Annotated in this window: 26 protein-coding genes; 11 read left to right on the plus strand and 15 right to left on the minus strand. The window is 54.7% G+C overall.

Translation table 11 applies throughout. The annotated features are described in order from the left end of the window. Window positions 1-40 precede the first annotated feature (40 nt). The 11 genes from KGP16_RS23400 to mlaF all read right to left on the minus strand — a co-directional run bounded on the left by KGP16_RS23400 (window position 41) and on the right by mlaF (window position 11479). Window positions 41-385 carry a hypothetical protein gene (locus KGP16_RS23400; protein ID WP_223500430.1) on the minus strand — a complete coding sequence of 115 codons (345 nt, stop codon included), beginning with the start codon at window positions 383-385 and terminating at the stop codon, window positions 41-43. A gap of 3 nt (window positions 386-388) precedes the next feature. Beyond that, window positions 389-4459 carry an RHS repeat-associated core domain-containing protein gene (locus tag KGP16_RS23405; protein WP_223500431.1) on the minus strand — a complete coding sequence of 1357 codons (4071 nt, stop codon included), beginning with the start codon at window positions 4457-4459 and terminating at the stop codon, window positions 389-391. 12 nt (window positions 4460-4471) lie between these two features. Further along, window positions 4472-5569, minus strand: a complete 1098-nt coding sequence (locus KGP16_RS23410) for a hypothetical protein (protein ID WP_179250573.1) — start codon at window positions 5567-5569, stop codon at window positions 4472-4474. A 21-nt stretch (window positions 5570-5590) separates the two neighbouring features. Further along, on the minus strand, window positions 5591-6307 hold the full coding sequence (locus tag KGP16_RS23415; protein ID WP_223500432.1) for a DUF4123 domain-containing protein: 717 nt from the start codon (window positions 6305-6307) through the stop codon (window positions 5591-5593). Window positions 6308-6651: 344 nt separating this feature from the next. Then, a complete protein-coding gene (murA, locus tag KGP16_RS23420; RefSeq protein WP_021180688.1) occupies window positions 6652-7911 on the minus strand; it encodes a UDP-N-acetylglucosamine 1-carboxyvinyltransferase in 1260 nt (419 codons plus the stop codon). Window positions 7912-7964: 53 nt separating this feature from the next. Continuing rightward, on the minus strand, window positions 7965-8219 hold the full coding sequence (ibaG, locus tag KGP16_RS23425) for a BolA family iron metabolism protein IbaG (protein WP_021180689.1): 255 nt from the start codon (window positions 8217-8219) through the stop codon (window positions 7965-7967). Between the two features lie 155 nt (window positions 8220-8374). Next, window positions 8375-8677: a lipid asymmetry maintenance protein MlaB gene (mlaB, locus tag KGP16_RS23430; RefSeq protein ID WP_024530624.1), complete on the minus strand. Its 303-nt coding sequence runs from the start codon at window positions 8675-8677 to the stop codon at window positions 8375-8377. Next, window positions 8677-9306, minus strand: coding sequence for a phospholipid-binding protein MlaC (mlaC, locus tag KGP16_RS23435; RefSeq protein ID WP_065684741.1), 630 nt, complete (start codon window positions 9304-9306; stop codon window positions 8677-8679). The genes mlaB and mlaC overlap by 1 nt, the downstream gene beginning before the upstream one ends. 14 nt (window positions 9307-9320) lie before the next feature. Next, window positions 9321-9872 carry an outer membrane lipid asymmetry maintenance protein MlaD gene (mlaD, locus tag KGP16_RS23440; RefSeq protein ID WP_021806954.1) on the minus strand — a complete coding sequence of 184 codons (552 nt, stop codon included), beginning with the start codon at window positions 9870-9872 and terminating at the stop codon, window positions 9321-9323. Between the two features lie 4 nt (window positions 9873-9876). Further along, entirely contained in the window at window positions 9877-10659 is a 783-nt protein-coding gene (gene mlaE / locus KGP16_RS23445) for a lipid asymmetry maintenance ABC transporter permease subunit MlaE (RefSeq protein WP_021806955.1), read from the minus strand. Between the two features lie 4 nt (window positions 10660-10663). Beyond that, complete coding sequence (gene mlaF, locus KGP16_RS23450) at window positions 10664-11479, minus strand: phospholipid ABC transporter ATP-binding protein MlaF (RefSeq protein WP_021180694.1); 816 nt, start codon at window positions 11477-11479, stop codon at window positions 10664-10666. Window positions 11480-11858: 379 nt separating this feature from the next. Between mlaF and KGP16_RS23455 the strand changes: the two genes are divergently transcribed. The 11 genes from KGP16_RS23455 to npr all read left to right on the plus strand — a co-directional run bounded on the left by KGP16_RS23455 (window position 11859) and on the right by npr (window position 19959). Further along, complete coding sequence (locus KGP16_RS23455) at window positions 11859-12836, plus strand: calcium/sodium antiporter (RefSeq protein ID WP_021806956.1); 978 nt, start codon at window positions 11859-11861, stop codon at window positions 12834-12836. 15 nt (window positions 12837-12851) lie between these two features. Further along, window positions 12852-13838 carry an arabinose-5-phosphate isomerase KdsD gene (gene kdsD, locus KGP16_RS23460; protein ID WP_021806957.1) on the plus strand — a complete coding sequence of 329 codons (987 nt, stop codon included), beginning with the start codon at window positions 12852-12854 and terminating at the stop codon, window positions 13836-13838. A gap of 17 nt (window positions 13839-13855) precedes the next feature. Continuing rightward, on the plus strand, window positions 13856-14410 hold the full coding sequence (gene kdsC / locus KGP16_RS23465; protein ID WP_223500433.1) for a 3-deoxy-manno-octulosonate-8-phosphatase KdsC: 555 nt from the start codon (window positions 13856-13858) through the stop codon (window positions 14408-14410). Next, window positions 14407-14985: an LPS export ABC transporter periplasmic protein LptC gene (gene lptC / locus KGP16_RS23470; protein WP_021806958.1), complete on the plus strand. Its 579-nt coding sequence runs from the start codon at window positions 14407-14409 to the stop codon at window positions 14983-14985. Before kdsC ends, lptC begins: the two co-directional genes overlap by 4 nt. Then, complete coding sequence (gene lptA, locus KGP16_RS23475) at window positions 14954-15493, plus strand: lipopolysaccharide ABC transporter substrate-binding protein LptA (protein WP_223500434.1); 540 nt, start codon at window positions 14954-14956, stop codon at window positions 15491-15493. Before lptC ends, lptA begins: the two co-directional genes overlap by 32 nt. Before the next feature lie 6 nt (window positions 15494-15499). Beyond that, entirely contained in the window at window positions 15500-16225 is a 726-nt protein-coding gene (gene lptB / locus KGP16_RS23480; RefSeq protein ID WP_021806959.1) for an LPS export ABC transporter ATP-binding protein, read from the plus strand. A gap of 50 nt (window positions 16226-16275) precedes the next feature. Continuing rightward, window positions 16276-17712, plus strand: a complete 1437-nt coding sequence (gene rpoN / locus KGP16_RS23485) for an RNA polymerase factor sigma-54 (RefSeq protein WP_021180701.1) — start codon at window positions 16276-16278, stop codon at window positions 17710-17712. Between the two features lie 23 nt (window positions 17713-17735). Continuing rightward, window positions 17736-18023: a ribosome hibernation promoting factor gene (gene hpf / locus KGP16_RS23490; protein ID WP_021180702.1), complete on the plus strand. Its 288-nt coding sequence runs from the start codon at window positions 17736-17738 to the stop codon at window positions 18021-18023. 218 nt (window positions 18024-18241) lie between these two features. Further along, window positions 18242-18703 (plus strand): PTS IIA-like nitrogen regulatory protein PtsN, encoded by a 462-nt coding sequence (ptsN, locus tag KGP16_RS23495; protein WP_024483720.1) that lies wholly within the window; start codon window positions 18242-18244, stop codon window positions 18701-18703. Window positions 18704-18832: 129 nt separating this feature from the next. Beyond that, window positions 18833-19690, plus strand: a complete 858-nt coding sequence (rapZ, locus tag KGP16_RS23500; RefSeq protein WP_021180704.1) for an RNase adapter RapZ — start codon at window positions 18833-18835, stop codon at window positions 19688-19690. Beyond that, window positions 19687-19959 (plus strand): PTS phosphocarrier protein NPr, encoded by a 273-nt coding sequence (gene npr, locus KGP16_RS23505; protein WP_021180705.1) that lies wholly within the window; start codon window positions 19687-19689, stop codon window positions 19957-19959. Before rapZ ends, npr begins: the two co-directional genes overlap by 4 nt. Before the next feature lie 39 nt (window positions 19960-19998). On the opposite strand, the gene KGP16_RS23510 is transcribed toward npr, so the two are convergent. From KGP16_RS23510 to KGP16_RS23525, 4 genes are all read right to left on the minus strand, one after another. After that, window positions 19999-21492, minus strand: coding sequence for an aldehyde dehydrogenase family protein (locus tag KGP16_RS23510; protein ID WP_021806962.1), 1494 nt, complete (start codon window positions 21490-21492; stop codon window positions 19999-20001). A 20-nt stretch (window positions 21493-21512) separates the two neighbouring features. Beyond that, window positions 21513-21878 (minus strand): cupin domain-containing protein, encoded by a 366-nt coding sequence (locus KGP16_RS23515; protein WP_021806963.1) that lies wholly within the window; start codon window positions 21876-21878, stop codon window positions 21513-21515. A 30-nt stretch (window positions 21879-21908) separates the two neighbouring features. Beyond that, on the minus strand, window positions 21909-23210 hold the full coding sequence (locus tag KGP16_RS23520; protein WP_223500436.1) for an FAD-binding oxidoreductase: 1302 nt from the start codon (window positions 23208-23210) through the stop codon (window positions 21909-21911). A gap of 99 nt (window positions 23211-23309) precedes the next feature. Further along, window positions 23310-24077, minus strand: a complete 768-nt coding sequence (locus KGP16_RS23525) for a response regulator transcription factor (protein WP_223500437.1) — start codon at window positions 24075-24077, stop codon at window positions 23310-23312. Between the last annotated feature and the right edge of the window lie 102 nt (window positions 24078-24179).

The following is a 24179-nucleotide window of genomic DNA, read 5'->3' on the forward strand; positions in this document are numbered from 1 at the left end:
TCAGAACTTGATGGTTTAAAACCTCTACACCCTGAAATTTTTAACCAGCCTTGTAACGTGGATCTTTTCGGAGTATTTCTAGCAACTCTACCCACTTAGCCATGATTCCAGCAATAAGATTGGGTGCCATGCCACCTGCATGTTCGCTGTCAGGGAAACTATTCATAGCAGCTTTACATTTTTGATAAAAATAGTTGTAACAAGACTCGTCTAATTCTTCGAGAGTTACTCCCCCCATACCAACATCATAACCTTCATATATTTCACGTAAACATTCTTCATGGTTAGAGTCAAATAAACTCCTTGTCCCTTCTAGAATACAATAGGATGCCCCTGAATGAATTCCAATATTTAGACTTTCACTTATATAAAAAAAGGTACTCATAATTTAATCCTTCATAATTAAAATTTGACTCTTTTGGATTGGCTCCAACTTTAAAATCCATTGATTTACAATCTGTTGATTATTTGGCGTAAGATTTCTATAATCCAACGGAACTATATCAGCCTTTTCCAGATGGCCTAAAAGTTGCCCTTCATTCATCCTTAAGAACTTAGGTTTCTGAAACATTTCGTTCATTTTTTGAACAGACCCTGGATTATCTAACGTCCACAAAAAGTCAATTTTTTTACCTTGCATTGGCCCACTTGCAAAAATAAAATCAGCATCAGGGATTGTTTTACCATTCGCATCAACAGTGCTGGGAATACGCTCTAATACTCCTCCGTAAGCCTTTTCTAACCCGATCGCAGCTTCCGCCTCATGAAAAATATTTTTCCCCTTTGCTGTATCAAAAGCCAGCCTGTCCAGATCTGATTGACCTATCGGGCCATTACCCATATGAACAGTATTTACCCCCGTTACCGGATCTTTATAAATTTGTCCCGGCGCTCTAGGCATTCCTGTCAGACCAGTAGGATCTATCCAGTTTGCTGGATTCCCGTAAACATATTGGTAGGCATTCAACCCACCCGCCAGCTTAATCGGATCCGCCGTCAGATATCGCCCAACTCCCGGATCATAATACCGGTTCAGGTTGTAATAAAGCCCGCTCTCCTTATCCGCATACTGCCCCTGGAACCGCAGTGGCTGATTAATCGCAGACGCATCCTCTGCCTGCCATTCTTCCCTTATCTGCCCAAAAGCGCTGAAACGGCCTTTCCAGACCGAATTGCCATTCCAGTCGGTCAGTTCGTGAGGGGTACCCAGATGGTCGTTCTGATACCAGTAAATGGCTGGGGGCTTGTCCTTTGGATCCCGTGAAGGTTCTCCTACCACCAGCGCCATCGGGCGATAGCTACCCGGCTCATACAGATAGCTCTGCCAATAGCCCTTACCATCGGTTTCTGCCACCAGTTGATTGCCACGCCAGACAAACTCCAGCAGCTTGCCGTTAACGGTTTTGCTCAGACGACGGTTAAAGGCATCGTAGCTATAGGTGCTCACGCTGCCGTCTGGGGTTTCATGACGGATCAATCGATGGCGGCAATCATATTCATAGCGGGTTACCAACCGCTGTGCTTTACCCCGCCGCTCCGCAGTCAGGTTACCAAAACGGTCATACTCAAAATGGCGATCGGCATAAAACGCCAGCCGGTTGCCCGGTACGCTATGCTGTTGGAGATCGCTGACAGGGTTGCCACGCTGGTCCCAACGGAAGCTCTCGTTCGGGTTAGCATGGTGCTGTTCCTTTGCAGCGGCAGCGGGTTGAAATTGTGGCAAACGATGGACCGGCTGCCGTGCAGGGGGAATGATTGACTGCGGGTTCAGGTAGCTGACCGAGGTTAATGCCCCGGTGGTATTGTAGTGATACTGCCGCGCATCGTTGCCCTCAATGCTGGCCAGTTCACCGTCCGCCTGATAGGCATACTGTTGCTGCCAGTGAAGCCGATCCTCTTCCGGTATTATGCCCGGCTCACGCAGGCTGTGCAGACTCAGTCGGCCCAGTAGGTCATACTGGAAGCGATTGACCAGTCGGTTACCTTGCCGCAGCTGTTGCAGCCGCTGGTGATGGTCGTAACCGTAGGCCGTCAGCGGCTGGCCTTCCAAGCTGGAGGCTTGCAGCTTGCCATGCTGGTAATGAAATTCCTGCCACTGCCCGTTGGGCTGTTTGATGCCGTTCAGACGTCCCGTGTCTTCATCGTAACGGTAACGCATCGTCGCCCAGGACTGATGTTCAGCTTCCAGGCGTCCGGCGGCGTCATATTGCCAGGCTAGCGGGTTTTCATCATCCAATACCTCACTCAGTCGGCCCGCCTCGTCGTAACGGTATTCTTCCTCTTTGCCATCGGGCAGGATTTTACGCGTCAGTCGGCCCAGCGGGTCGCGCTGGTATTGCGTGATGAATGGCGGGCTTTGGTGGTCGTTGCCGTATTCGTGCTTTTCGCTCAGGCGACCGCAGGCGTCATAGTGATAGGTAGTCTTACTGTTATCGAAACCAACCTCTTCACTCAGCAGTCCGCTGCCGGTGTAGCCAAGGCGGTACTTCTCGCCGTGTTGGTTCTCTATCTCGCTGACTTGCAGATGTACGTTATCGTAACGATAACGCAGGCTACCGCCGTCCGGCAGACGTTTCTCTGTCAGCAGATGCAGGGGGGCTGCATAGTGATATTGCGTGACGCGCCCGGCCTCATCGGTGAGTTGCGTCACTTTGCCATAGGCATTGTACTGATATTGCCGGGTGCTACCATCCGGATGGGTGATTTTTATCAGCCGGTCTAGTTCATCCCACTGGTAGCGGGTGATCTGGTCGTTCTCTTTCACTTCACTGGGCTGAGTCTGTAGCCCCTGATAGCGTAACTGGCGGCTGCCCTGTGGCGAGGTATCACTGAGCAGACGGCCCAACGTATCCCATTGCAGGTGCTGTTCGCTGCCATCAGGAAAGCGGATCTGGCTGACTTGCCCACGAGGCGTGTAGCTGTAATAGGTAGTGGTGCCCGCAGGGCCAGTTTCGCTCTTTAATGCTCCATCAGGGTAATAGGTATAACGCCAGATCTGCGCCTCGTCACCGACCCCCTGCGTCCGGCTAAAGAGCTGGTCAAACAGCCAGTCATAGCTGGTGACTTGACCATCCGGCGTGATAACACACTGTAACGCGCCGTCATTACCGTACACCGAGTCGGTGTGATAGCCCAGCGCATCGGTGACCCGAATGCAGGCACCGTCATCGTTGTACTCATAGTGGGTTTCAGCTCCGTCGGCGTTTTTCTCCAGCAACAGTAGCGCCTGTGCCGAGTGTCGGTAACGTTGCTGGCTGCCATCCTGATGGGTCAGCGTGACACTGTGGCTGGCCTCGTCCCAATGGTAACGCGTATCCAATTGACCAAAGTTGCCGTACTGACGCAGGCAGCGAACGTCTTTACCTTCCCCCTGCCACTCCCAATGAAATTCAGCCCCGCCAGCCAGTGTACGACAGAGGATCACATGATCGTCGCGGTAGCGGTAATGCTCGGTGTCGCCAGCGGCGTTGGTGGCACTAATCAGCTGCTGGTGTTCGTTGTAACAGTAGTGTGCCACCACCACGCCGCGTTGCCAGTGAGTCTCTGCGCTGGTACTGCCAGGATTGCGCGCCTGTAACAGCACTTGGCTGATCCCTTTCGGGTACGCGGGGTCGTCATAGCTGAAACAAAGCCGAGCATCGTCGTGCCCGATCGCAGCCAGACGGCCTTCGCTGTCGTAACTAACGTCAACGGAGTTGTCGTGGCGATCGCGAATGCAGCGCAACCAGGCCATGTCGCCGTCGCGTAGGAAATGGTAGGTGCCCTGTCCCCCGGCAAACTGGACGCAGTATTCGTTGCTGAACTCATCCATTTTCAAGCTAATCACCCCGCCGCCTGCGCGGTTGGTGACTACCGGATCCTTCTGCGTGGGCAGCAGGAAACGGGTGCCGCGGCTTTCATCGTCGAAGAACCAAACGATCTCTTCCTGGCTCTGGCCATCACGATCAAAGAATAGATAAGGGCTGGCGCTATGGGTCCAGCCCGGCCCCATCCCAGCACGTTGTTCTACGGCGCTGGTACGATAGAGCCGCCGCCAGGCAAAGGGGAGAACGCCGGGCAGGGTGAAATCCGTCAGGGTCAGCAATTCCTCACCGGAGAACAACGACACCGGATCGCCATGGAACTCTGCCACTTCGGCGGGTTGAGAGGGCTTGCCATTGGGGGTCACCGCGCTCGCATTGTGGTTGGGTGCGGAGCTAACAATATCGACTTTGTTAACCGGCACTGGCCCACCCCCCACCGAAATATTATTTTCGATATGGCCCAGTTCTTTCTGACTCACCGAAACCTGCGCCTCGGGATTGATTGGAACGTCCGCCCGAGATTTTGCCAGCACGGGGTGCCCTTCAGGTGCGTTGGCCATACCGATGATCTCTTTCACATCGGAAATTATGCCTTTGCCTGTTGGCACCTCATGGGCATTTTTAGCAGGATGAGTGATTTTGGGTGTCTTTGCCATCGGTAACGTTCCTTATCCCTGTACGGCTACGCTGAGAGTATCCAATCCATCCAATACCAGCTTACCCACGCCTCCAGGTAGCACCAGATACAGCACAATCATTGTCACCAGGCTGCCAAACGCATCGGCGACAAAATCAACGATTTGTTGTGGAGTGAGGAGCTGAAAATAGCTTTTAAGCACAGCTGCCAGGATGAAAACGAGGATTTCATCGCTGAGCAGCGTCAGGCCTTTCTCCAACGCCTGACCGCCCTCTTTTACCAGGGCTTTGAGCTCCTTAACGCCATCTTCTTTGATAAACTTGGCCAGTTTGTCGGCATATTTATCTACGTTGTTGATCCACTTCCAGATCTCTTGGACCGTGTCATACAACAGCTTGATCTGCGACAGCATCCCTTTGAGAAAGGCATTGGCTGCCTGTGTCAGATCGAGACCCGTCGCGATATAAACCTCCCAGGCAGCCCTTTGCTGCCCGTTCCATTTTTCACTCAGCCAGGTTGCGTATCTATCAATCACCCTTTGATAAGAGTCATGCAACGCATCCACGTCTTCCTGGCTAATATCGGTATTAATCAGCATGCGGTAGTTATAGCCCGCCTCGCAAGTGGGTAGCTCCACCTTGGCCATACCCTGGTCATCAAACTTACCTTCTATGCCGACCGGTATATCTTTTGGTTTGACCCAATTGCCAGGAAGAACCATAGGCCGAGCTGCCATGTGATGCTTGATGACCGGGCGTTTAACCACGATAAAGCTCGAATTGGAGATGGGAACGTAACGGGTGGAGCGAAAACCGTGGGTGACGGTAATGCTCTTGGGTTGAATGCTGCAACTCATAGCGATATCTACCGCTTTGTCCTCCAGAGGAGCGGACTCACGCTCCATATCACCAAGCATGAATTGCTGTTTCATGTTCAGCAGCGAGCCATACCACCAGTCTGCATTGGCCTTCTTGTAGTTCGCCATCACCAGCCTAAACTCCGACAGGATATTCTTAACATCCTCATCTTTATCGGCTAAGGACTGCTTCGGTGGTCGGAGCCGCGGTAGCCCCTTCAATCTGCGCATCTGATCTTCATGAATGCGAAGCTCTTCCTGAAGATTACTCATGATATTGGCTCTCCATGATAATTAAGCGTGTGCGAGGGTACGCAGGATCTCGGCCAAGATCTGGGGATCGTGACGTCGCTGCGGGGTAAGCAGGCGGCGTATTTTTTTCTCCAGTATCGCCTCAGGCCAGCGGGCAACCATATCGGCGTAGTCCCGCCGCAGGATCTGGCAGATATTAAGCACCAGAGGCAATACGTCCTTATCCAGCTGTGCATCCACTACACCTTGAGGGACTCGCCACCAAGGGAACGCCTGTAACGGCGCATCAGGTATTACCGGGCAGGTGAAAGCTTGGCCATTAACCCAATAAGCGGAAAAGACCGGCAGGATCTCGCCCCAGTGATCGCCGTAATAATCAAAGTAGGTGGGGAGAAACCGGCCATCCCAATAACGGAAAAACACCTCTTTACCCGAAGGCATGATCACTTGGGTCAGGCCACGAAGATGGTCCGTAATGGTAGTCTGAGACAGCGGCGAACGCGCCAGCCACCCCCAGTTGCGCAGGGGCGTCTCTGCCACCCAGCGCAGAAATGGGCTACCTTCATTGATTTGCACCAGCACCGGCATCACTTCAAACCAGTTGGCATATTGCGTGTTGGCATAAAGCCCGAAAGGCGTGCGGCTGCCGTCCTCACGGTAATAGGCTTTGATGCCTTCAGCACCGTTGGTATTGGCCAGAACGGCGTATAACGGCGTGCTAGTCGTGTTCCTCAGCCAGCCCGTTAAGGTCTGTTGCATGTCTGTTCTTCCTTGACGACGCAAATAATGAGTGTGGCATAGCAATGCCGCATCTTTCCCGAGTAAAACACGACCGATCTGGCGCGTTTAGCGGGAATACCATTAGCATGACTGGAGTATTTGTCGCGAGCGTAGAGTAATGAGGATAAGAGCCGATATCAATGTTTCCAGACACTTATTAGCAAAAATGTCGTTGTAAACATTACAATTTTTTATAATAAAACTTTAATCATAAACCTGATTAATGGTTTAGATCGGGCAATCAAGAAAAGATTGGAGAGAGGCACTAAGATGTTGAAGCACCTACGCCCCACAGCAGGGGCATAGGTGATTAGCTATTGCGATTACTCGCCTTTCACACGTTCGATATTGGCACCCAGCGCACGCAGTTTGTCTTCAATGCGCTCGTAGCCACGGTCGATGTGATAAATACGATCCACCACCGTTACGCCTTCGGCAATACAACCGGCCAATACCAGGCTGGCAGAGGCTCGCAGATCGGTCGCCATCACCTGTGCACCAGAAAGCTGCTCTACGCCGTGGCAAATCACGGTGTTGCTCTCGATTTCCGCGTGTGCGCCCATACGGATCAGCTCAGGGACGTGCATAAAGCGGTTTTCGAAGATCGTCTCGGTGATCACGCCGGTCCCTTCCGCTACCAGGTTCAACAGGCTGAACTGCGCCTGCATATCGGTTGGGAAACCAGGGTGTGGAGCCGTACGCAGGGTTACCGCTTTCGGGCGTTTGCCATGCATGTCCAGGCTGATCCAGTCTTCACCCACTTCGATATCGGCCCCTGCTTCACGCAGTTTGGCCAACACCGCATCCAGCGTATCTGGACGGGTATTGCGGCACAGCACCTTGCCACCGGAAACGGCAGCGGCAACCAGGAAGGTACCGGTTTCGATACGGTCTGGCAGCACACGGTAAACCCCGCCACCCAGGCGTTCAACGCCTTCGATGGTGATCCTGTCCGTGCCGGCGCCGCTGATTTTAGCACCCAGCGTGTTGAGGAAGTTGGCGGTATCGACGATTTCCGGCTCACGTGCCGCGTTCTCGATGATAGTGGTACCGGTCGCCAGGGTTGCAGCACTCATGATGGTGACGGTCGCGCCTACGCTGACCTTATCCATCACGATATGTGCGCCCTTCAGGCGCCCTTCCACAGAGGCCTTGACGTAGCCCTCTTCCAGTTTGATTTCCGCACCCAGCTGCTCCAGGCCGGTAATGTGCAGGTCAACCGGACGTGCGCCAATGGCACAACCACCTGGCAGTGATACCTGGCCACGGCCAAAGCGCGCTACCAGCGGCCCCAATGCCCAAATGGAGGCACGCATGGTTTTCACCAGATCGTAAGGAGCACAAAACTCGTTCACGCCGCTGGCATCAACATAGACCGAGCCATTACGCTCGATCTTGGTACCCAACTGGCTGAGCAGTTTGATGGTGGTGTCAATGTCCTTCAGCTTCGGGACGTTTTGCAGTTCGACAGGCTCTTCCGCCAGCAAGGCGGCAAACAGGATCGGCAGGGCGGCGTTTTTCGCCCCGGAAATGGTCACTTCACCGCTAAGACGGGTCCGACCATGCACACGAAATTTATCCATTTAACTACTCTCTGTTATCTGTTCTGAGCTGCCTGCCCGCTGGGCAAACAGCCTTAAAATCCGTTGAGTTTGCGATCCCGCTGCCACTCTTCTGGGGTATATGCCTTGATCGACAAAGCATGAATGCGGTTGTCCGCGATGTATTCCATCAGCGGCGCATAGACGGCTTGCTGTTTCTTGACGCGGCTCATGGTGGCGAACAGTTCACCCACGGCGATCACCTGAAAATGGCTGCCATCGCCGGTCACATGCGCTTCTTCCAGTGCCAGCGCCTTCATCAGCACGTCTTTAATTTCGCTATTTTCCATAGTATCCAATTCTGCATCGAAGGATCATTGTCACCCGTGGCGACTTCTTGGCGTCTATCTTAGTGGAATCCGCCGCTTTCTTAAACCAAAGAAAAAGCCCCTGAGCAACAGGGGCCTTTAACTAATTTTTTCCGGTCAACCCGCCGAAAATGTGGCTAACTAGCGGTTTCGACAGGCATTATTGCTGACAAATTGTAGAGCGTGATCAGCGTTTGCAACCGATCGGTAATGCCGGAAATTTTTATCTCAATTCCCTGCTGGCTCCGTTGCTCACGTAAATGCAGCAGCAGGGCCAGACCGGAAGAGTCCACGCGCTGCAGTTGAGCCACATCAATCACGGTTTTATCTGCCAACAGCGTCTCACGTTGCTGCCACAGCGGCAATAACGTCTCACGATCCAGCTCGCCGCTCAGTACCAGCGTTTGCTGTTGTGATACCCAGCTCAGCGCTGCGGCCATCAGTTTTTCTGATCCAGGGTGATCGGCTGTTTGGCGGCCGCTTGCAGCTGCTGGGTCAAGCCGTCTACGCCTTTGAGGCGCAGAGTCGATGCCCACTCATTCTGCTTGGTGGTGATCATGCTGACGCCTTCGGCAATCATGTCATATGCCTGCCAGTAACCGGTTTTGCTGTTCTTGCGCCATTGGAAATCCAGACGCACCGGCGGGCGGCCACCTTTATCGATGATGGTCACGCGGATCGCGATGATATCGGCATTGCCCAGGGGCTGTTCCGGTTCGATCTGATAGGTCTGGCCCTGGTACATGGCTAACGCCTGACCATACGCCTGCTCCAGATAGGCCTGGAAGGCGTTGAAATAAGCTTCACGCTGGGCTGGCGTAGCGTCTTTGTAGTAACGGCCCAGTACCAACGCACCGGCATATTTCACCTGCACGAACGGCATCAGCTCTTCATGCACGATGGTGCGCAGGTAGTTGGGATCCTGCTTGATTTTTGGCTGCTCACTTTTCAGGCGGGTGAAGGTTTTCTGCGCAGCGTCTTGCATCAGGCTGTATGGGTTAGTCTGATCGACCGCATTAGCCAGCGGTGCAACCACCAGCAGGGCAACCATTAAAAAACGTTTAAACATGCAGGTTTCCTCGATTAATGACTTGTAGCGGAATGCGCAGCGGCATCCGGAACTGATGTAGGTGCTGCTGCAGCGTCTGGTGAGTTCGGGCTATCCTGACCACCGCTCTTATAGAGGAACTGGCCGATCAAGTCTTCCAGCACCATGGCTGATTTGGTGTCCTGAATGGTCCCACCATCCTTAAGGATAGTCGTGCCCATCTCGGGATCTTCAAAACCGACATTCAGCGCCAGATACTGTTCACCCAGCAGGCCGGAGGTGCGGATCGCCAGCGAACTGGTGTCCGGGATCTGGTTGTATTGTTGCTGGATATCCAACGCCACGCGTGGCGTGTAGGTCTTCGGGTCGAGCGAGATAGCTGCAACCCGACCAATCATCACTCCACCAATCTTCACCGGTGAACGCGCTTTCAAACCACCGATATTATCGAAGGTGGCGTAGATACGGTAAGTCGGTTCATTACCGATCGATTTAATATTGGCCACCTGGAGGCAGAGGAAGATGATGGCGCACAGCGCAATCAGCATAAACGCCCCAACCCAGATTTCACTCTTCTTCGTTTGCATCACATCAATTCCCAAACATCAGTGCAGTCAGCACGAAATCCAATCCCAACACAGCCAGTGACGAATGTACCACGGTCCTTGTCGTTGCCTGACTAATCCCTTCAGAGGTCGGTACGGCATCGTAACCATTGAAGATCGCAATCCAGCTAACGGTAATGGCAAACACCACGCTCTTGATCAGGCAGTTAAGTAAATCCTGACGCCATTCAACGGCCCCTTGCATCGCCGACCAGAAGAAACCACTGTCGATCCCCTTCCAGTCCACGCCAACAATCGCGCCGCCCCAGATGCCGATGGCCACGAAAATAATCGTCAGCAGCGGCATGCTGATAAGACCGGCCCAGAAACGTGGGGCAACAATACGCCGCAGCGGATCGATAGCCATCATTTCCAGGCTGGAAAGCTGCTCAGTGGCCTTCATCAGACCGATTTCGGCCGTCAGAGCCGAACCGGCGCGGCCAGCGAACAGCAGAGCGGTCACTACCGGCCCCAGCTCACGCAGCAATGACAACGCCACCATCATGCCCAGGCTGGCCTCGGCACTGTAGGTGGTGAGGACGATGTAACCTTGCAACCCCAACACCATGCCGATAAACAAGCCGGAAACCATGATGATCAGCAGCGACTGAACGCCCACGCTGTGTAGCTGTTTGAGCAGTAGCGGCCATTGTTTACGCGGCTCCGGGCGCCCGATCAGCGCGTGGAACAGCATCAGCCCGGCGCGTCCAAAGGCTGCGCTGGTGTTGATGCCACGGCGTCCTAACGACGCTAACGCCTTTAAAAACATGAGGTTATTTACTCCCTTCCCCTAAAAGCTCTGTCTGATAATCACCGGCCGGGTAACGGAACGGTACCGGCCCATCGGCAATACCATCCAGAAACTGACGCACTCGCGCATCAGGATTGTTCTGTAATTGCGTTGCCGAGCCTTCGGCAATCACATGGTGATCCGCCACAATATAGGCGTAATCCGCGATACTCAAGACTTCTGGCACATCATGGGATACCACGATGCAGGTGATCCCGAGCGCGTTATTCAGCTCATCGATCAGCTTGACCAGCACGCCCATGGTGATCGGATCCTGGCCAACGAAGGGTTCGTCGAACATGATCAATGTCGGATCCAGCGCAATAGCTCGCGCCAGGGCAGCTCGCCGAGCCATCCCGCCGGAAAGCTCGTTCGGCATCAGATCTGCAGCGCCACGTAGCCCTACGGCTTCCAGTTTCATCAGCACCGTGCTGCGCAGGATTGGCTCCGGCAGGCGGCTGTGCTCACGCAGCGGGTAGGCCACGTTCTCAAATACCGTCAGATCGGTGAACAGCGCTCCCGACTGAAACAGCATGCTCATCTTTTTGCGTGACTCATACAGCTGATGGCGCGACAGCGCCGGGATGTTGTCCCCATCAAACCAGATCTCACCGCAGTCTGGGGTCAACTGGCCACCTATCAGGCGTAACAGCGTGGTTTTACCAATGCCGGACGGCCCCATGATGGCCGTCACTTTGCCACGGGGAACCGTCAGGTTGATGTCTTCGAATATCAGCCGATCGCCGCGAGAGAAGCTCATGCCGCGCACTTCGACCAGATTATCTGCCTTCTGGTGCATGTTTATTGATCCTGTACAGGCTATTTTTTTGCCAAATCATCCGTGATGGTAAAGCAATAGGGGCAATACGTCCTATTTTTACCGAAACTTGCCCACAATGCGCTACCAATGATGCCATAGGTTTTACTTTTAGGCTCCAGACGGTCAAAATTAGGAAATAACGCAAAAAAATAAAGTCTGACTGATGACAAACTGAGAATGTTTCTGAGGGCGCAGCATGCGGCGCCCCTTCAAAGCCAGTTCATCAGGATTAGTCGCAGTCTTATGGTTCGATCTTTTACCGGGAAATTCGTTGTTTTGCACAACGTAGGGTAAGCAAGCTGGCCGATGATGGTCTTTAACCAACGAACCGGGATGATACCCCAATATAGGACCCTGAATGTTTCTCGCGATAGTGCTGTTGATCGTTGGTTTATTTTTACTGGTGTATGGGGCGGATAGATTAGTTTATGGTGCGGCGGTGATTAGCCGTTCGCTGGGGGTTCCCCCGTTGATTATCGGCATGACGATAGTCGGTATCGGCACGTCACTGCCAGAATTGATCGTATCGGTCACCGCCGCCCTTAATGGGCAGACCAACCTGGCGGTGGGCAACGTGATTGGCTCCAACATCACCAATATTTTACTGATCCTGGGGGTGGCGGCCCTGATCCATCCGCTGTCGGTTCGCTCCGAAGTGTTACGGCGTGAACTGCCGCTGATGCTGGGGGTTATCCTGTTGTGCGGCTATGTGCTGATGGATAACACCCTGAGCCGCTTCGATGGCGTACTGCTGCTGTTGGCCGCCACCGGTTTTATTCTGCTGATGCTGAAAATCGCCAGGCTGGCGCAACGTGAAGGCAACGACAGCCTGACGGTGGAGCAACTCGCCGAACTGCCGCAGGACAGCAGCAACACCGTGGCCATTCTCTGGCTGGTGCTGGCCTTCATTATTCTGCCGCTGTCATCAAGGATGATCATCGATAACGCTTCGGTGATTGCCCACTACTTTGGCCTGAGTGAACTGGTGGTTGGCCTGACGATTATCGCCATCGGCACCAGCCTGCCCGAACTGGCCACCTCGATCGCCGGAGCACTAAAAGGCGAAGATGATATGGCGGTAGGGAATATCATCGGCTCGACGATTTTTAACACGGTGATCGTGCTGGGCGTCCCTGCCCTGCTATCGCCGGGCAGTATCGATCCCGCAGCCTTCCAGCGCGATTACTGGGTCATGCTGGCGGCCGGTATCCTGCTTGCTGCCCTGTGTATTGGCCGCAAACATCGTATCGGTCATCTGGCAGGAGCTCTGTTATTATGTGGCTTTATTGCGTATCTTGCAGTGCTGTTCTTTAACCCTTTCAGTACGTTCGGCTAACCGTTGAGAATGAGTATGTCATCTAACCAGTTGCAACCGGGCTTTGACTTTCAGCAGGCCGGCAAAGAAGTGCTTCAGATTGAGCGTGATGGCCTGGCCCAGCTCGATCAGTACATCAATGCCGATTTTACCCGGGCATGTGAAGCGATCGCCGGATGCTGCGGTAAAGTCGTGGTCATGGGCATGGGAAAATCCGGCCATATCGGCTGCAAAATTGCCGCCACGCTGGCCAGTACCGGAACCCCAGCGTTCTTCGTGCATCCCGCGGAGGCTAGCCACGGCGATCTGGGCATGGTGTCGACACAGGACATCGTGCTGGCGATTTCCAACTCCGGTGAGTCGAACGAAATTCTGGCGCTGATCCCGGTGTTGAAACGCCAGCAGATCCCACTGATTTGCATGACCAACAACCCGGAAAGCTCGATGGGCAAGGCGGCAGACGTACATCTGTGCATCAAGGTACCGCAGGAGGCTTGCCCTCTGGGTTTGGCCCCCACCACCAGCACCACCGCCACATTGGTCATGGGCGATGCATTAGCCGTAGCGCTGCTGAAGGCCCGGGGTTTCACCCCGGAAGATTTCGCCCTGTCCCACCCAGGTGGAGCTTTGGGCCGCCGCCTGCTGCTGCGCGTTAGTGATATCATGCACAGCGGCGATGAAATTCCGCACGTCAGCCCCGATGCCTCGCTGCGCGACGCGCTGCTGGAAATCACCCGTAAAAACCTGGGCATGACGGTGATCTGCGACGATCTGATGAAGATCGCCGGTATTTTTACCGACGGTGACTTACGCCGGGTGTTCGATATGGGCATCGATCTGAATAATGCCAACATCACCGACGTCATGACGCTGGGCGGTATCCGGGTGCGCCCGAACCTGCTGGCGGTCGATGCGCTCAATCTGATGCAGCAACGCCATATCACCGCCGTGCTGGTTGCCGATGGCGACCAATTGCTGGGTGTGGTACATATGCATGACATGCTGCGCGCTGGCGTCGTTTAATGAAAGGAACGAACTGCATGAGTCTGGTTGAAACCTGTTACGGGCCGGTAGCTGAAGAAGTCATGGTCCGCGCCGGGAAAATCCGCCTGTTGATTTGTGATGTCGACGGCGTGCTGTCAGATGGCCTGATCTACATGGGCAATAACGGTGAAGAGCTGAAAGCCTTCAACGTCCGTGACGGCTACGGCATCCGCTGCCTGAAAACCTCGGGTATCGAGGTGGCCATCATCACCGGGCGTTCGGCCAAACTGCTGGAAGACCGGGCAAAAACGTTGGATATCACCCATCTGTATCAAGGGCAGTCCGATAAGCTTTTGGCCTTCCGTGAACTGTTGGATAAACTGTCCCTGATGCCAGATGAAATCGCCTACATCGGCGACGATCTGATCGACTGGCCGGTCATGGCCGAAGTCGGTCTGGCCGTCTCGGTGGCCGATGCGCATCCATTATTGTTACCTCGCGCCCATTATGTCACCCGTATCAACGGTGGTCGTGGTGCGGTGCGCGAGCTGTGCGACCTGATCCTGCTGGCGCAAAACAAGCTGGAGGACGCCAAAGGGCTGTCAATATGAGTAAAACCAAACTTTGGATCACCCTCTTGCTGACCGTGATCGCGCTGGCGCTGATTGGCTGGAACATGGCCGATTTCAGCGATGACGACAATTCGGTACCGGTCAACAACCAAGACCCGACCTATCAGAGCCAGCATACCGTGACCGTGGTATACAATCCGGCCGGGCAGCTAAGCTATAAGCTGGTGGCAGAAGAGGTTAAATATTACACCGCTGATGAGTTAAGCTGGTTCACCCAGCCGGTGATGACGCTGTTTGATGAGCATGCCGTGGCCACCTGGTCAATACGCGCCGATCGCGCCAAGCTGACCAAAAACCGCATGCTGTATCTGTACGGCCACGTAGAGGTGAACAGTTTGACAACCACCTCACAGCTGGAAAAAATTAAAACCGATAATGCCCAGATTAATCTGGTCACCCAGGACGTTTCTTCCGATGATGAAGTCACCCTGTTCGGCACGAATTTCACCTCTAACGGCATGAAAATGCGTGGTAATCTGCGGAACAAAACCGCTGAGCTGATTGATAAGGTCAAGACCAACTATGAAATTCAGAACCAAAAGCCAACTCCGTAATCTGTTGATCGTCAGCCTCGTTTTGACCGCCAGCTCCCCCACATTGGCGTTGAAATCCGACTCTGACCAACCGGTAAGTATCGACTCGCTGAAACAGTCGCTGGATATGCAGAGCAACGTCAGCACCTTTACCGACAACGTGGTGATCAAGCAGGGCACCATCGAGATCAAGGCCGATAAGGTCGTGGTCACGCGCCCGGGTGGCGATCAGAATAAAACCTATATTGAAGCGTTCGGCAATCCGGTAACCTTCTACCAGATGCAGGACAACGGCAAGCCGGTGAAAGGCCATGCGCAGAAAGTTCGTTACGACGTCGCGCCGCAGCTGATCACCCTCACTGGCAACGCCTATCTGGAACAGCTCGATAGCAACGTGAAGGGCGACCGTATTACCTATCTGGTGCCACAACAGCAGATGCAGGCGTTCAGCGATAAAGGCAAACGCGTGACCACGGTTCTGGTGCCATCACAGTTGCAAGACAAAAACGGTCAAAAGAAGAGTAACTAATTACTTATGGCAACACTCATCGCAGAAAACCTGGCGAAAGCCTACAAAGGCCGCAAAGTCGTTGAAGACGTGAGCCTGAAAGTGAAATCTGGCGAGATCGTCGGCCTGCTGGGGCCAAACGGTGCCGGTAAGACCACCACTTTCTACATGGTGGTCGGCATCGTTCAGCGCGACGCCGGGCGCATCGTGATCGATGACGAAGATATCAGTATCCTGCCGCTGCACGCCCGCGCACGCCGCGGTATCGGTTACCTGCCGCAGGAAGCCTCTATCTTCCGCCGCCTGAGTGTTTACGACAACCTGATGGCGGTGCTGGAGATCCGCAACGATCTCACCAGTGAGCAACGCAACGATCGGGCTATCGAGCTGCTGGAAGAGTTTCATATCTCCCACCTGCGTGACAACCTGGGCCAATCGCTTTCCGGTGGTGAACGCCGCCGCGTGGAGATTGCCCGTGCGTTGGCCGCCAACCCGAAATTTATCCTGCTGGATGAACCTTTCGCCGGGGTTGACCCGATTTCCGTTATCGATATCAAGAAAATCATCGAGCACCTGCGCGACAGCGGCCTTGGCGTGCTGATCACCGATCATAACGTGCGCGAGACGCTGGACGTGTGCGAACGTGCCTATATCGTCAGCCAGGGCAAGCTGATTGCCCACGGCACGCCGGACGCCATCCTGGCCGATGAGCAGGTGAAACGCGTTTATCTGGGCGAAGAGTTCCGCCTGTAGGTTCCAGCGGCAGGCCAGCAGGCCGCCGTTAACGGAAGTAGCAGAAGATTATGAAGCAAGGTTTGCAACTCAGGCTCAGCCAGCAACTGGCCATGACCCCCCAACTTCAGCAGGCGATCCGCCTGTTGCAGCTGTCCACGCTTGAGCTCCAGCAGGAGATCCAACTGGCACTAGAGAGCAACCCGCTGCTTGAACAGACCGAAGATCAGCACGAAGAGATCGACACCAAAGAAAGCGTCGAGACCGAAGGGCTAGACACCCGCGAAGCGCTGGAACAGAAGGACATGCCCGAAGAGCTGCCTCTGGATGCCACCTGGGATGAGATCTATACCGCGGGCACCCCGTCCGGCACCGGTACCGACTATGGCGATGACGAACTGCCGGTCTATCAGGGCGAAACCACGCAAACGCTGCAGGACTACCTGATGTGGCAAGTGGATCTGACGCCGTTCTCTGACACCGATGCCGCCATCGCCACCTCGATCGTCGACGCTGTCGATGACACCGGCTATCTCACCGTACCGCTGGAAGACATTCTGGAGAGTATGGGTGACGATAACGTGACGATGGACGAGGTCGAAGCGGTATTGAAGCGCGTACAGCGTTTTGATCCGGTCGGCGTCGCGGCGCGCGATCTGCGTGACTGCCTGCTGATCCAGCTTTCCCAGTATGCCAAAGACACGCCCTATCTGGCTGAAGCACGTCTGATCGTCAGCGAGCATCTGGATTTGCTGGCCAACCACGACTTTCGCAGCCTGATGCGAACAACTCGCTTAAAAGAAGATACACTGAAAGAAGCGATGGTGTTGATCCACTCGCTCGATCCGCGCCCTGGGCAGTCGATCAATACCGGTGAATCCGAGTATGTGATCCCGGACGTGCTGGTGCGCAAGGTGCAGGACAAGTGGGTGGTAGAGCTTAATGCAGACAGCATCCCACGGCTGAAAATCAACCAGCAATATGCGGCACTGGGCAACACGGTGCGCAACGATGCCGACGGCCAGTATATCCGCAGCAATTTGCAGGAAGCGAAGTGGCTGATCAAGAGCCTGGAAAGCCGGAACGACACGCTGCTCAAGGTGACCCGCTGTATTGTCGAACAGCAGGAGGCGTTCTTTGAACAGGGTGCAGAATTTATGAAGCCCATGGTGCTGGCGGATATCGCCCAGGCCGTGGAAATGCATGAATCGACAATCTCACGCGTGACGACGCAGAAATTCCTGCATAGCCCGCGTGGTATTTTCGAATTGAAGTATTTCTTCTCCAGCCATGTGAATACCGACAGCGGTGGCGAAGCCTCCTCTACGGCGATCCGGGCGTTAGTGAAGAAATTGATCGCGGCGGAAAACCCTGCCAAACCGCTTAGCGACAGCAAGCTGACCACCATGCTTTCCGATCAGGGGATCATGGTGGCGCGGCGCACCGTTGCCAAGTACCGAGAGTCTTTGTCCATCCCGCCGTCCAACCAGCGTAAACAGTTGGTTTGACCTCTATAGAGAAGGAAGACATTATGCAGCTCAACATTACCGGACACCACGTCGAAGTCACCGAACCAATGCGTGAGTTCGTCAACACCAAGTTTGCCAAACTCGAGCAGTATTTTGACCGCATTAACCAGGTATATGTCGTACTCAGTGTGGAAAAAGTGCAGCAGATTGCGGAAGCAACGGTGCATGTGAATGGGGGCGAGTTGCACGCCACCTCGGAAAAAGAAGATATGTATGCCGCAATTGACTGCCTGATCGACAAACTGGCGCGTCAATTGAACAAACATAAAGACAAACTAAAGCAACACTGACATTCTGGGCCGTTATGCGATGCGTAATGGCCCACATCGTAGTCGTATTGGCTACACGGCAACCCTCGGCGCAGCACCTGTATAGGTATGCGCCGATAAGCCATCAGGGTTAAACAGGCGAAAAACCGTTTCATGAAGGTTATCAGCGCAAGCCTGCTTTCCAATGGTAAAGCAGGCTTGCAATAAAGCGACAGGACGCGGTTTTAAGTGAAGATGAGATGAACAACGAAATAATGCAATTAAGCTCGGTGTTAAACATCGAGTGCACCAGAAGCTCGGTACACTGCACCAGCAAGAAACGGGCTTTGGAAATTATCAGCGAGCTGGCGGCCAAGCAGCTCAACCTACCTTCGCAGGTGGTGTTTGACGCAGTACTCACCCGGGAACGTATGGGCAGTACCGGTATCGGCAACGGTATCGCGATCCCACACGGCAAACTGGAAGAGGACACTTTGCGGGCCGTTGGCGTGTTTATCCGCCTTGAGCAACCTATCGCCTTTGATGCCATTGATAATCAACCGGTCGATCTGCTGTTCGCCTTGCTGGTACCGGCCGATCAATGTAAAACTCACTTGCATACGCTGTCGCTGGTTGCCAAACGGCTGGCCGACAAAACCGTGTGCCGCCGCCTGCGCGCAGCGCTGAGCGACGAAGAGCTGTATCAGATCATCACCGAGTAACCAGCGGCTGGCGTGACTTTCCGCCATGAAAACGCTACTGTTTTACTTACGATATATCCGGGCCGTGGCCCGGATAATAGATCCTAACGGTGGCGATGAGCGCCATTGAGATGCCAGGGGAGTTACCACATGGTGCTGATGATTGTCAGCGGCCGTTCCGGTTCGGGGAAATCCGTCGCCTTGCGGGCGTTGGAAGACATGGGTTTTTACTGCGTTGATAACCTGCCCGTGGTGTTGTTGCCACAGCTGGCCCAGACGCTGGCCGAACGTAATAGCTCCGCTGCGGTAAGCATCGACGTCCGTAACATGCCGGAATCGCCGGAAGTGTTTGAATATGCAATGACCCAGCTGCCGGAGAGCTTCACGCCGCAGCTGCTGTTCCTTGATGCCGATCGCAACACCCTGATCCGCCGCTACAGCGACACCCGTCGCCTGCATCCTCTCTCTGCCAAGAACCTGTCGCTGGAAAGCGCGATCGATGAAGAAAGCGATCTGCTTGAGCCACTGCGTTCCCGTGCCGATCTGATTATCGATACCTCGGAAATGTCGGTGCACGAGTTGGCGGAAATGCTGCGTACCCGTCTGTTGGGCAAACGCGAACGCGAGCTGACGATGGTGTTCGAATCCTTCGGCTTCAAGCACGGCATTCCTATCGATGCCGATTACGTGTTTGACGTACGCTTCCTGCCAAACCCGCACTGGGACCCTAAACTGCGCCCGATGACCGGCCTGGACAAGCCCGTGGCCTCGTTCCTCGATCGCCACACCGAAGTGCACAACTTCATCTACCAGACTCGTAGCTATCTGGAACAGTGGCTGCCGATGCTGGAGACCAACAATCGCAGCTATCTGACCGTCGCCATTGGCTGTACCGGCGGTAAGCACCGTTCGGTGTACGTGGCTGAACAGTTGGCGGATTATTTCCGTTCACGCGGCAAGAACGTGCAATCCCGTCACCGCACACTGGAAAAGCGTAAACAACAATGACGGTCAAGCAGACGGTTGAGATCAAGAACAAGCTGGGCATGCACGCCCGCCCGGCTATGAAGCTGTTTGAGCTGGTGCAGAGTTTTGACGCCGAAGTGCTGCTGCGTAATGACAGCGGCACCGAAGCGGAAGCCAGCAGCGTGATCGCGCTGCTGATGCTGGATTCAGCCCAGGGCCGCCAGATCGAAATTGAAGCCACCGGGCCGCAGGAAGAACAGGCACTGGCAGCGGTGATTGAGCTGTTTAATTCCGGCTTCGACGAAGATTAACGGGAGCGGAGATCCTCCGCCCCTAAAAAACAACGGCAATCAGTATCTGACCATCACCGATTTCAACTCGGTATAATGCTCGATAAACGCGCTGCCGAACTCTCTGCCCATCCCCGACGATTTCACCCCACCGAATGGCAACGCCGGATCGAGGAAGGTGTGCATATTGATCCACAAGGTGCCCACTTCAATCCGCGGGATCATGCGCATCGCCTTGCTGAGATCGTTGGTCCACAGGCTGGCGGCCAGGCCATAAGGCGAATCGTTGATCATGGCGATCATCTGCTCTTCATCCTCATAGGCCAGGAAAGTGCCCACCGGGCCAAAGGTCTCCTCACGCATTAACGCATCATGCGGCCCATTAGCGCGGATCGCCGTCGGCGCAACAAAGAAGCCTGGACCTGCCAACGCCTGACCGCCGCAGACGATCTGGCTGCCATCAGCCCGTGCCTTGTCAAACAGCGCCAGTACCTTGCGGTAATGTGCCTCGTTGGCCAATGGCCCCACTTCGGTACTCTCATCCAGCGGTGAGCCCACCTTCATGGCCGCCAAGCGCTGCGTCAGCTTTGCCAGTACCTCATCGATATGGCTGGCAGGCAGGTAGAAACGCTCTGCTGCGGCACAGATTTGACCTTGGTTCAGGTAGCCCGCCTCGATAATCCCGTCGACCATCTTGTCGACCGAGACGTCCGCCAGAAACGCGGCGGCATTCTTACCCCCCAGCTCCAGCGTGGTACGCACAATCCCTTGCTCCATCGCCGCTTTCCCCACCGCGATCCCGGTAGGCACCGAGCCGGTGAAGGTCACTTTGGCACAGCGCGGATGGGCGATAAGCATAGGGCCAAGGCGTGCGCCTGAGCCGTTGATCACGTTGAGTGCACCAGCCGGGATGCCCGCCTCCGTTGCCAATTCCGCCACCCGCAGCATGGTTAGCGGCGTATACTCACTCGGCTTGAGCACTACCGTACAGCCACAGGTGAGCGCCGCAGCCAGCTTCCAGATGGCGATCATGATCGAGAAGTTCCACGGAATGATGCCGACCACCACGCCCAACGGCTCACGCCGGGTGAATGCGCTGTATTGCTCCCCCTGGAAGGAAGGCAATGAAACGTTCAACGTTTCCCCGCTGATTTTGCTCGACCAACCGGCAAAGTAGCGCAGGAACTGCGAGGCCATATCGATTTCCAGCCCGCGAGACAGCTGAATGGTTTTGCCGGAACACAGGCTTTCCAGCTGCGCCAGTTCCTCACGATGGGTTTGCAGCAGATCGGCCAGGCGCGTCAGGCAGTTGCCCCGCTCCAAAGGGGAAACCTGTGCCCAGCTACCGTGGAAAGCGTCAAAGGCCGCCTGCATCGCCGCGTCAACTTCAGCCTGGCCGCCTTCATTCACCTGCGCGATGGCCAGCCCGGTTGCCGGGTTAACCACCGCAAACCTTTCTACGCCTGCTCCAGCCACCGCTTGGCCGTGAATGTAATGGCCCTGCTGGCGGTCCAGAAAGGCCGTGACCTGTGGCAACAGTGTGATATCCGTCATCGTATCGCCCTCCTTGCGGGTTAGCCTTCGACAATCGCCAGATAGTGCTTCACAAAACGATCGGAGGTGATTTCCCAGCGCACCGGGGTGCCCTTCTCAACAAACCAGGAATCTCCGGCCTGATACTTTACCGACTCGCCGGTGTTCTCATTGGTCAGCGTTGCCGTGCCTTCCCATACCGTGGCATGTTCCGCAAACGGGTATTCCATCACGAAGGTGCCACGGGTACAGCTGAAGACACCGCAGTTGAGGTTGTCCGTTGGCGCGCCAAAAATCATCGCCACGCCGACGTTGGGTTCACCGGCGACCACCGTGGCCCCCAGGTTGCTGACGCTGCCAATTTGTTGCAGTTCTGGTAGCGCTTGCTTAAGCAGTAATGGTTTCATGATTTTTTCCTGTTAGATTAGTGGTCAGAATTAACGACGCCCCTTCCAGTAGCCGGAAGTCTGGTGCCAAACCTTGCCCGCGGTGGTCATCACACGGCGCAGCTTGTCTTTACCAAAAATATCCACGTGCGGGATCGAACTCATCAGGTCATAGCGATCGGATCCCTCACTCATTCCTTCCGCCAACACCTTGCAAACGATATGGCTCGGTGTCACCCCAAAGCCGGAATAGCCCTGCACGTAAAACACGTTATCGTGCTGCGGTAGGGTGCCGATCTGCGGGAACAGGTTGGCGCTGCAACACAGCGGCCCGCCCCAGGCCAGGTCGATCTTCACGTCCTTCAGATACGGGAAAACTTTCAGCATCAGGTTACGGTTCCAGGCCTTCAGGTCTGAAGGAATATATTCGACCAGCCGGGTAGCGCTGCCGAACAACAGGCGGTTCTCGTTAGTGACGCGGTAATAGTCGATCACCGGCCGGATATCGCTGTAAGCCCCGCGGATCGGGCTGATCTGGCGGATCAGCTCGTCAGACAGCGGTTCTGTCGCCAACTGGAAGGCGTAGGTATTGATGGTCTTTTTGTAGATAAAGGGATCCAGGCCGTTGAGAAAGCCGTTGCAGGCCCACAGCATCTTGTTGGCGCGTACCGATCCCATGGCGGTGCGCACGGTAATACGCGGACCGTATTCCACATTCAGCACGTTGCTGTTTTCAAAGATTTTCACCCCGTAACCACTCAGCGCCTGCGCCTCTCCCAATAACAGGTTGAGAGAATGAACGTGGCCACCGCCCATGTGTTTCAGCGCACAGGTATAAGCATCAGACCCCACCACCTGTTTCACTTCGGAGCCGGTATAAAGCTCGATCTCTTCATCCGGTGAGACCGCTTTGAATTCTTTGAGCCAGGAACGCAGGGTCTTTTCCTGCCTGGCATTGCTACCGAGGTAGCCATAGCCAAAGCAGAAATCGGCGTCGATGGCGTACTTTTTAATCCGCTCGCGGATAATCCCGGCACCGAGGTTGCTGATCTTGAAGATGGTTTCTAACCCTGCCGGACCAACGTGGCGTTTGATCTTCTCCAGATCGTGGCCGATCCCGGCCATCACCTGACCACCGTTGCGACCCGTCCCGCCGTAGCCCAGATGGCGGCCCTCCAGAATAGCGATATTGGTGATGCCTTTTTCCGCCAGTTCCAGCGCTGTGTTAATGCCGGAGAAGCCACCGCCGATGATCACCACATCAACATCCAGATCCTCTTCCAGCGTGGGGAAGCGCAGATCGTATTTCTTGGTCGCCGCGTAGTAGGTTAACGATTCAATTTGATTATTCATTGCTGCACTCCCTTTACCCATTGCCTCAGCCTGGATTATCAGCAGAGCGTGGACGGGCGGCTATGTCCCTTTAGGGATATTCGCAACACTTTTTTAACATTATGCCGTACGGCGCAGGGGGATACTCAAGAACAGGCTGAACAACTCGGCCTGAGAGCCAATATTCAGCTTGCCGTAAATATTCTTGCGATGATTTTTTACCGTGCCCAGGCTGATAAACAGCCGTTCGGCGATCTGCTGCGATCCGTTGCCGCTCAGGATCAGATCGACGATCTCACGTTCACGCGGGCTTAACGCATAGCGCGCCTGAGCTGCGCTATCTACCAGCGGGGCGGAGGGAGTGGGCACATTAGCCGCGACCACTACTTCCCCATGCAGCCGTGCCACGCTTTTTACCAGCGTCAACGCGCCACGCAGGTCAGCCAGTTGGGGATAACGCACGCCGACCGTTTGCCGGGCCGAGCCAAAAAATATGCCTAGTCCGCGTTCCGGCGTCAGTTGCAGCAACACGCCAGCCTCGTCGTGCCAGCCGGTTTTACGGTAAAAGTTACGGTAGTAATCCGTCTGGTAAAAACCACAGGGGGCCAGTTGCCGCAGCGTAAACACATCGCCATGGCCGCCGCCGTTCAGCGCCTGGTAAAAGGGATCTTCAAGGTAAGCACCCTGCTGGTAAATCTGGTTTACCGCATCGCTGTTTTCTTTCTCGGTTTTCATCAGGCAGCGCGGTGCCTGACCATATTCGAAGGCATAGACGATGGCATTATCAAAGGCGAAAAAGCCCTCCAGATAACCCAGCAGGCTGGCATAGAATTGGCGGGTAGCGACTGCGTCGATCACCGCCGATAATCTTTCGACCTGAATACTCATTTCGCCCCCACAATCATTAATAAATTAACAATCAACCTTTCCCAACGAATCAGCGACCGATATTGGGCCAATAGGCTATAAAAAGCATTCAATTGGCCAGAA

The organism is Serratia sp. JSRIV006 (assembly GCF_019968685.1).
GTDB classification, from domain to species: Bacteria; Pseudomonadota; Gammaproteobacteria; order Enterobacterales; family Enterobacteriaceae; genus Chania; species Chania fonticola_B.

Coding starts and splice junctions, on each gene's coding strand:
- KGP16_RS23410 (WP_179250573.1), bottom strand. CDS start 5,569: ATGAGTAATCTTCAGGAAGAGCTTCGCATTCATGAAGATCAGATGCGC.
- KGP16_RS23515 (WP_021806963.1), bottom strand. CDS start 21,878: ATGAAACCATTACTGCTTAAGCAAGCGCTACCAGAACTGCAACAAATT.
- KGP16_RS23400 (WP_223500430.1), bottom strand. CDS start 385: ATGAGTACCTTTTTTTATATAAGTGAAAGTCTAAATATTGGAATTCAT.
- rapZ (WP_021180704.1), top strand. CDS start 18,833: ATGGTGCTGATGATTGTCAGCGGCCGTTCCGGTTCGGGGAAATCCGTC.
- lptC (WP_021806958.1), top strand. CDS start 14,407: ATGAGTAAAACCAAACTTTGGATCACCCTCTTGCTGACCGTGATCGCG.
- KGP16_RS23510 (WP_021806962.1), bottom strand. CDS start 21,492: ATGACGGATATCACACTGTTGCCACAGGTCACGGCCTTTCTGGACCGC.
- KGP16_RS23525 (WP_223500437.1), bottom strand. CDS start 24,077: ATGAGTATTCAGGTCGAAAGATTATCGGCGGTGATCGACGCAGTCGCT.
- kdsD (WP_021806957.1), top strand. CDS start 12,852: ATGTCATCTAACCAGTTGCAACCGGGCTTTGACTTTCAGCAGGCCGGC.
- KGP16_RS23405 (WP_223500431.1), bottom strand. CDS start 4,459: ATGGCAAAGACACCCAAAATCACTCATCCTGCTAAAAATGCCCATGAG.
- hpf (WP_021180702.1), top strand. CDS start 17,736: ATGCAGCTCAACATTACCGGACACCACGTCGAAGTCACCGAACCAATG.
- npr (WP_021180705.1), top strand. CDS start 19,687: ATGACGGTCAAGCAGACGGTTGAGATCAAGAACAAGCTGGGCATGCAC.
- kdsC (WP_223500433.1), top strand. CDS start 13,856: ATGAGTCTGGTTGAAACCTGTTACGGGCCGGTAGCTGAAGAAGTCATG.
- ibaG (WP_021180689.1), bottom strand. CDS start 8,219: ATGGAAAATAGCGAAATTAAAGACGTGCTGATGAAGGCGCTGGCACTG.
- rpoN (WP_021180701.1), top strand. CDS start 16,276: ATGAAGCAAGGTTTGCAACTCAGGCTCAGCCAGCAACTGGCCATGACC.
- murA (WP_021180688.1), bottom strand. CDS start 7,911: ATGGATAAATTTCGTGTGCATGGTCGGACCCGTCTTAGCGGTGAAGTG.
- ptsN (WP_024483720.1), top strand. CDS start 18,242: ATGAACAACGAAATAATGCAATTAAGCTCGGTGTTAAACATCGAGTGC.
- mlaC (WP_065684741.1), bottom strand. CDS start 9,306: ATGTTTAAACGTTTTTTAATGGTTGCCCTGCTGGTGGTTGCACCGCTG.
- lptA (WP_223500434.1), top strand. CDS start 14,954: ATGAAATTCAGAACCAAAAGCCAACTCCGTAATCTGTTGATCGTCAGC.
- mlaB (WP_024530624.1), bottom strand. CDS start 8,677: ATGGCCGCAGCGCTGAGCTGGGTATCACAACAGCAAACGCTGGTACTG.
- mlaE (WP_021806955.1), bottom strand. CDS start 10,659: ATGTTTTTAAAGGCGTTAGCGTCGTTAGGACGCCGTGGCATCAACACC.
- KGP16_RS23415 (WP_223500432.1), bottom strand. CDS start 6,307: ATGCAACAGACCTTAACGGGCTGGCTGAGGAACACGACTAGCACGCCG.
- mlaD (WP_021806954.1), bottom strand. CDS start 9,872: ATGCAAACGAAGAAGAGTGAAATCTGGGTTGGGGCGTTTATGCTGATT.
- lptB (WP_021806959.1), top strand. CDS start 15,500: ATGGCAACACTCATCGCAGAAAACCTGGCGAAAGCCTACAAAGGCCGC.
- KGP16_RS23455 (WP_021806956.1), top strand. CDS start 11,859: ATGTTTCTCGCGATAGTGCTGTTGATCGTTGGTTTATTTTTACTGGTG.
- KGP16_RS23520 (WP_223500436.1), bottom strand. CDS start 23,210: ATGAATAATCAAATTGAATCGTTAACCTACTACGCGGCGACCAAGAAA.
- mlaF (WP_021180694.1), bottom strand. CDS start 11,479: ATGCACCAGAAGGCAGATAATCTGGTCGAAGTGCGCGGCATGAGCTTC.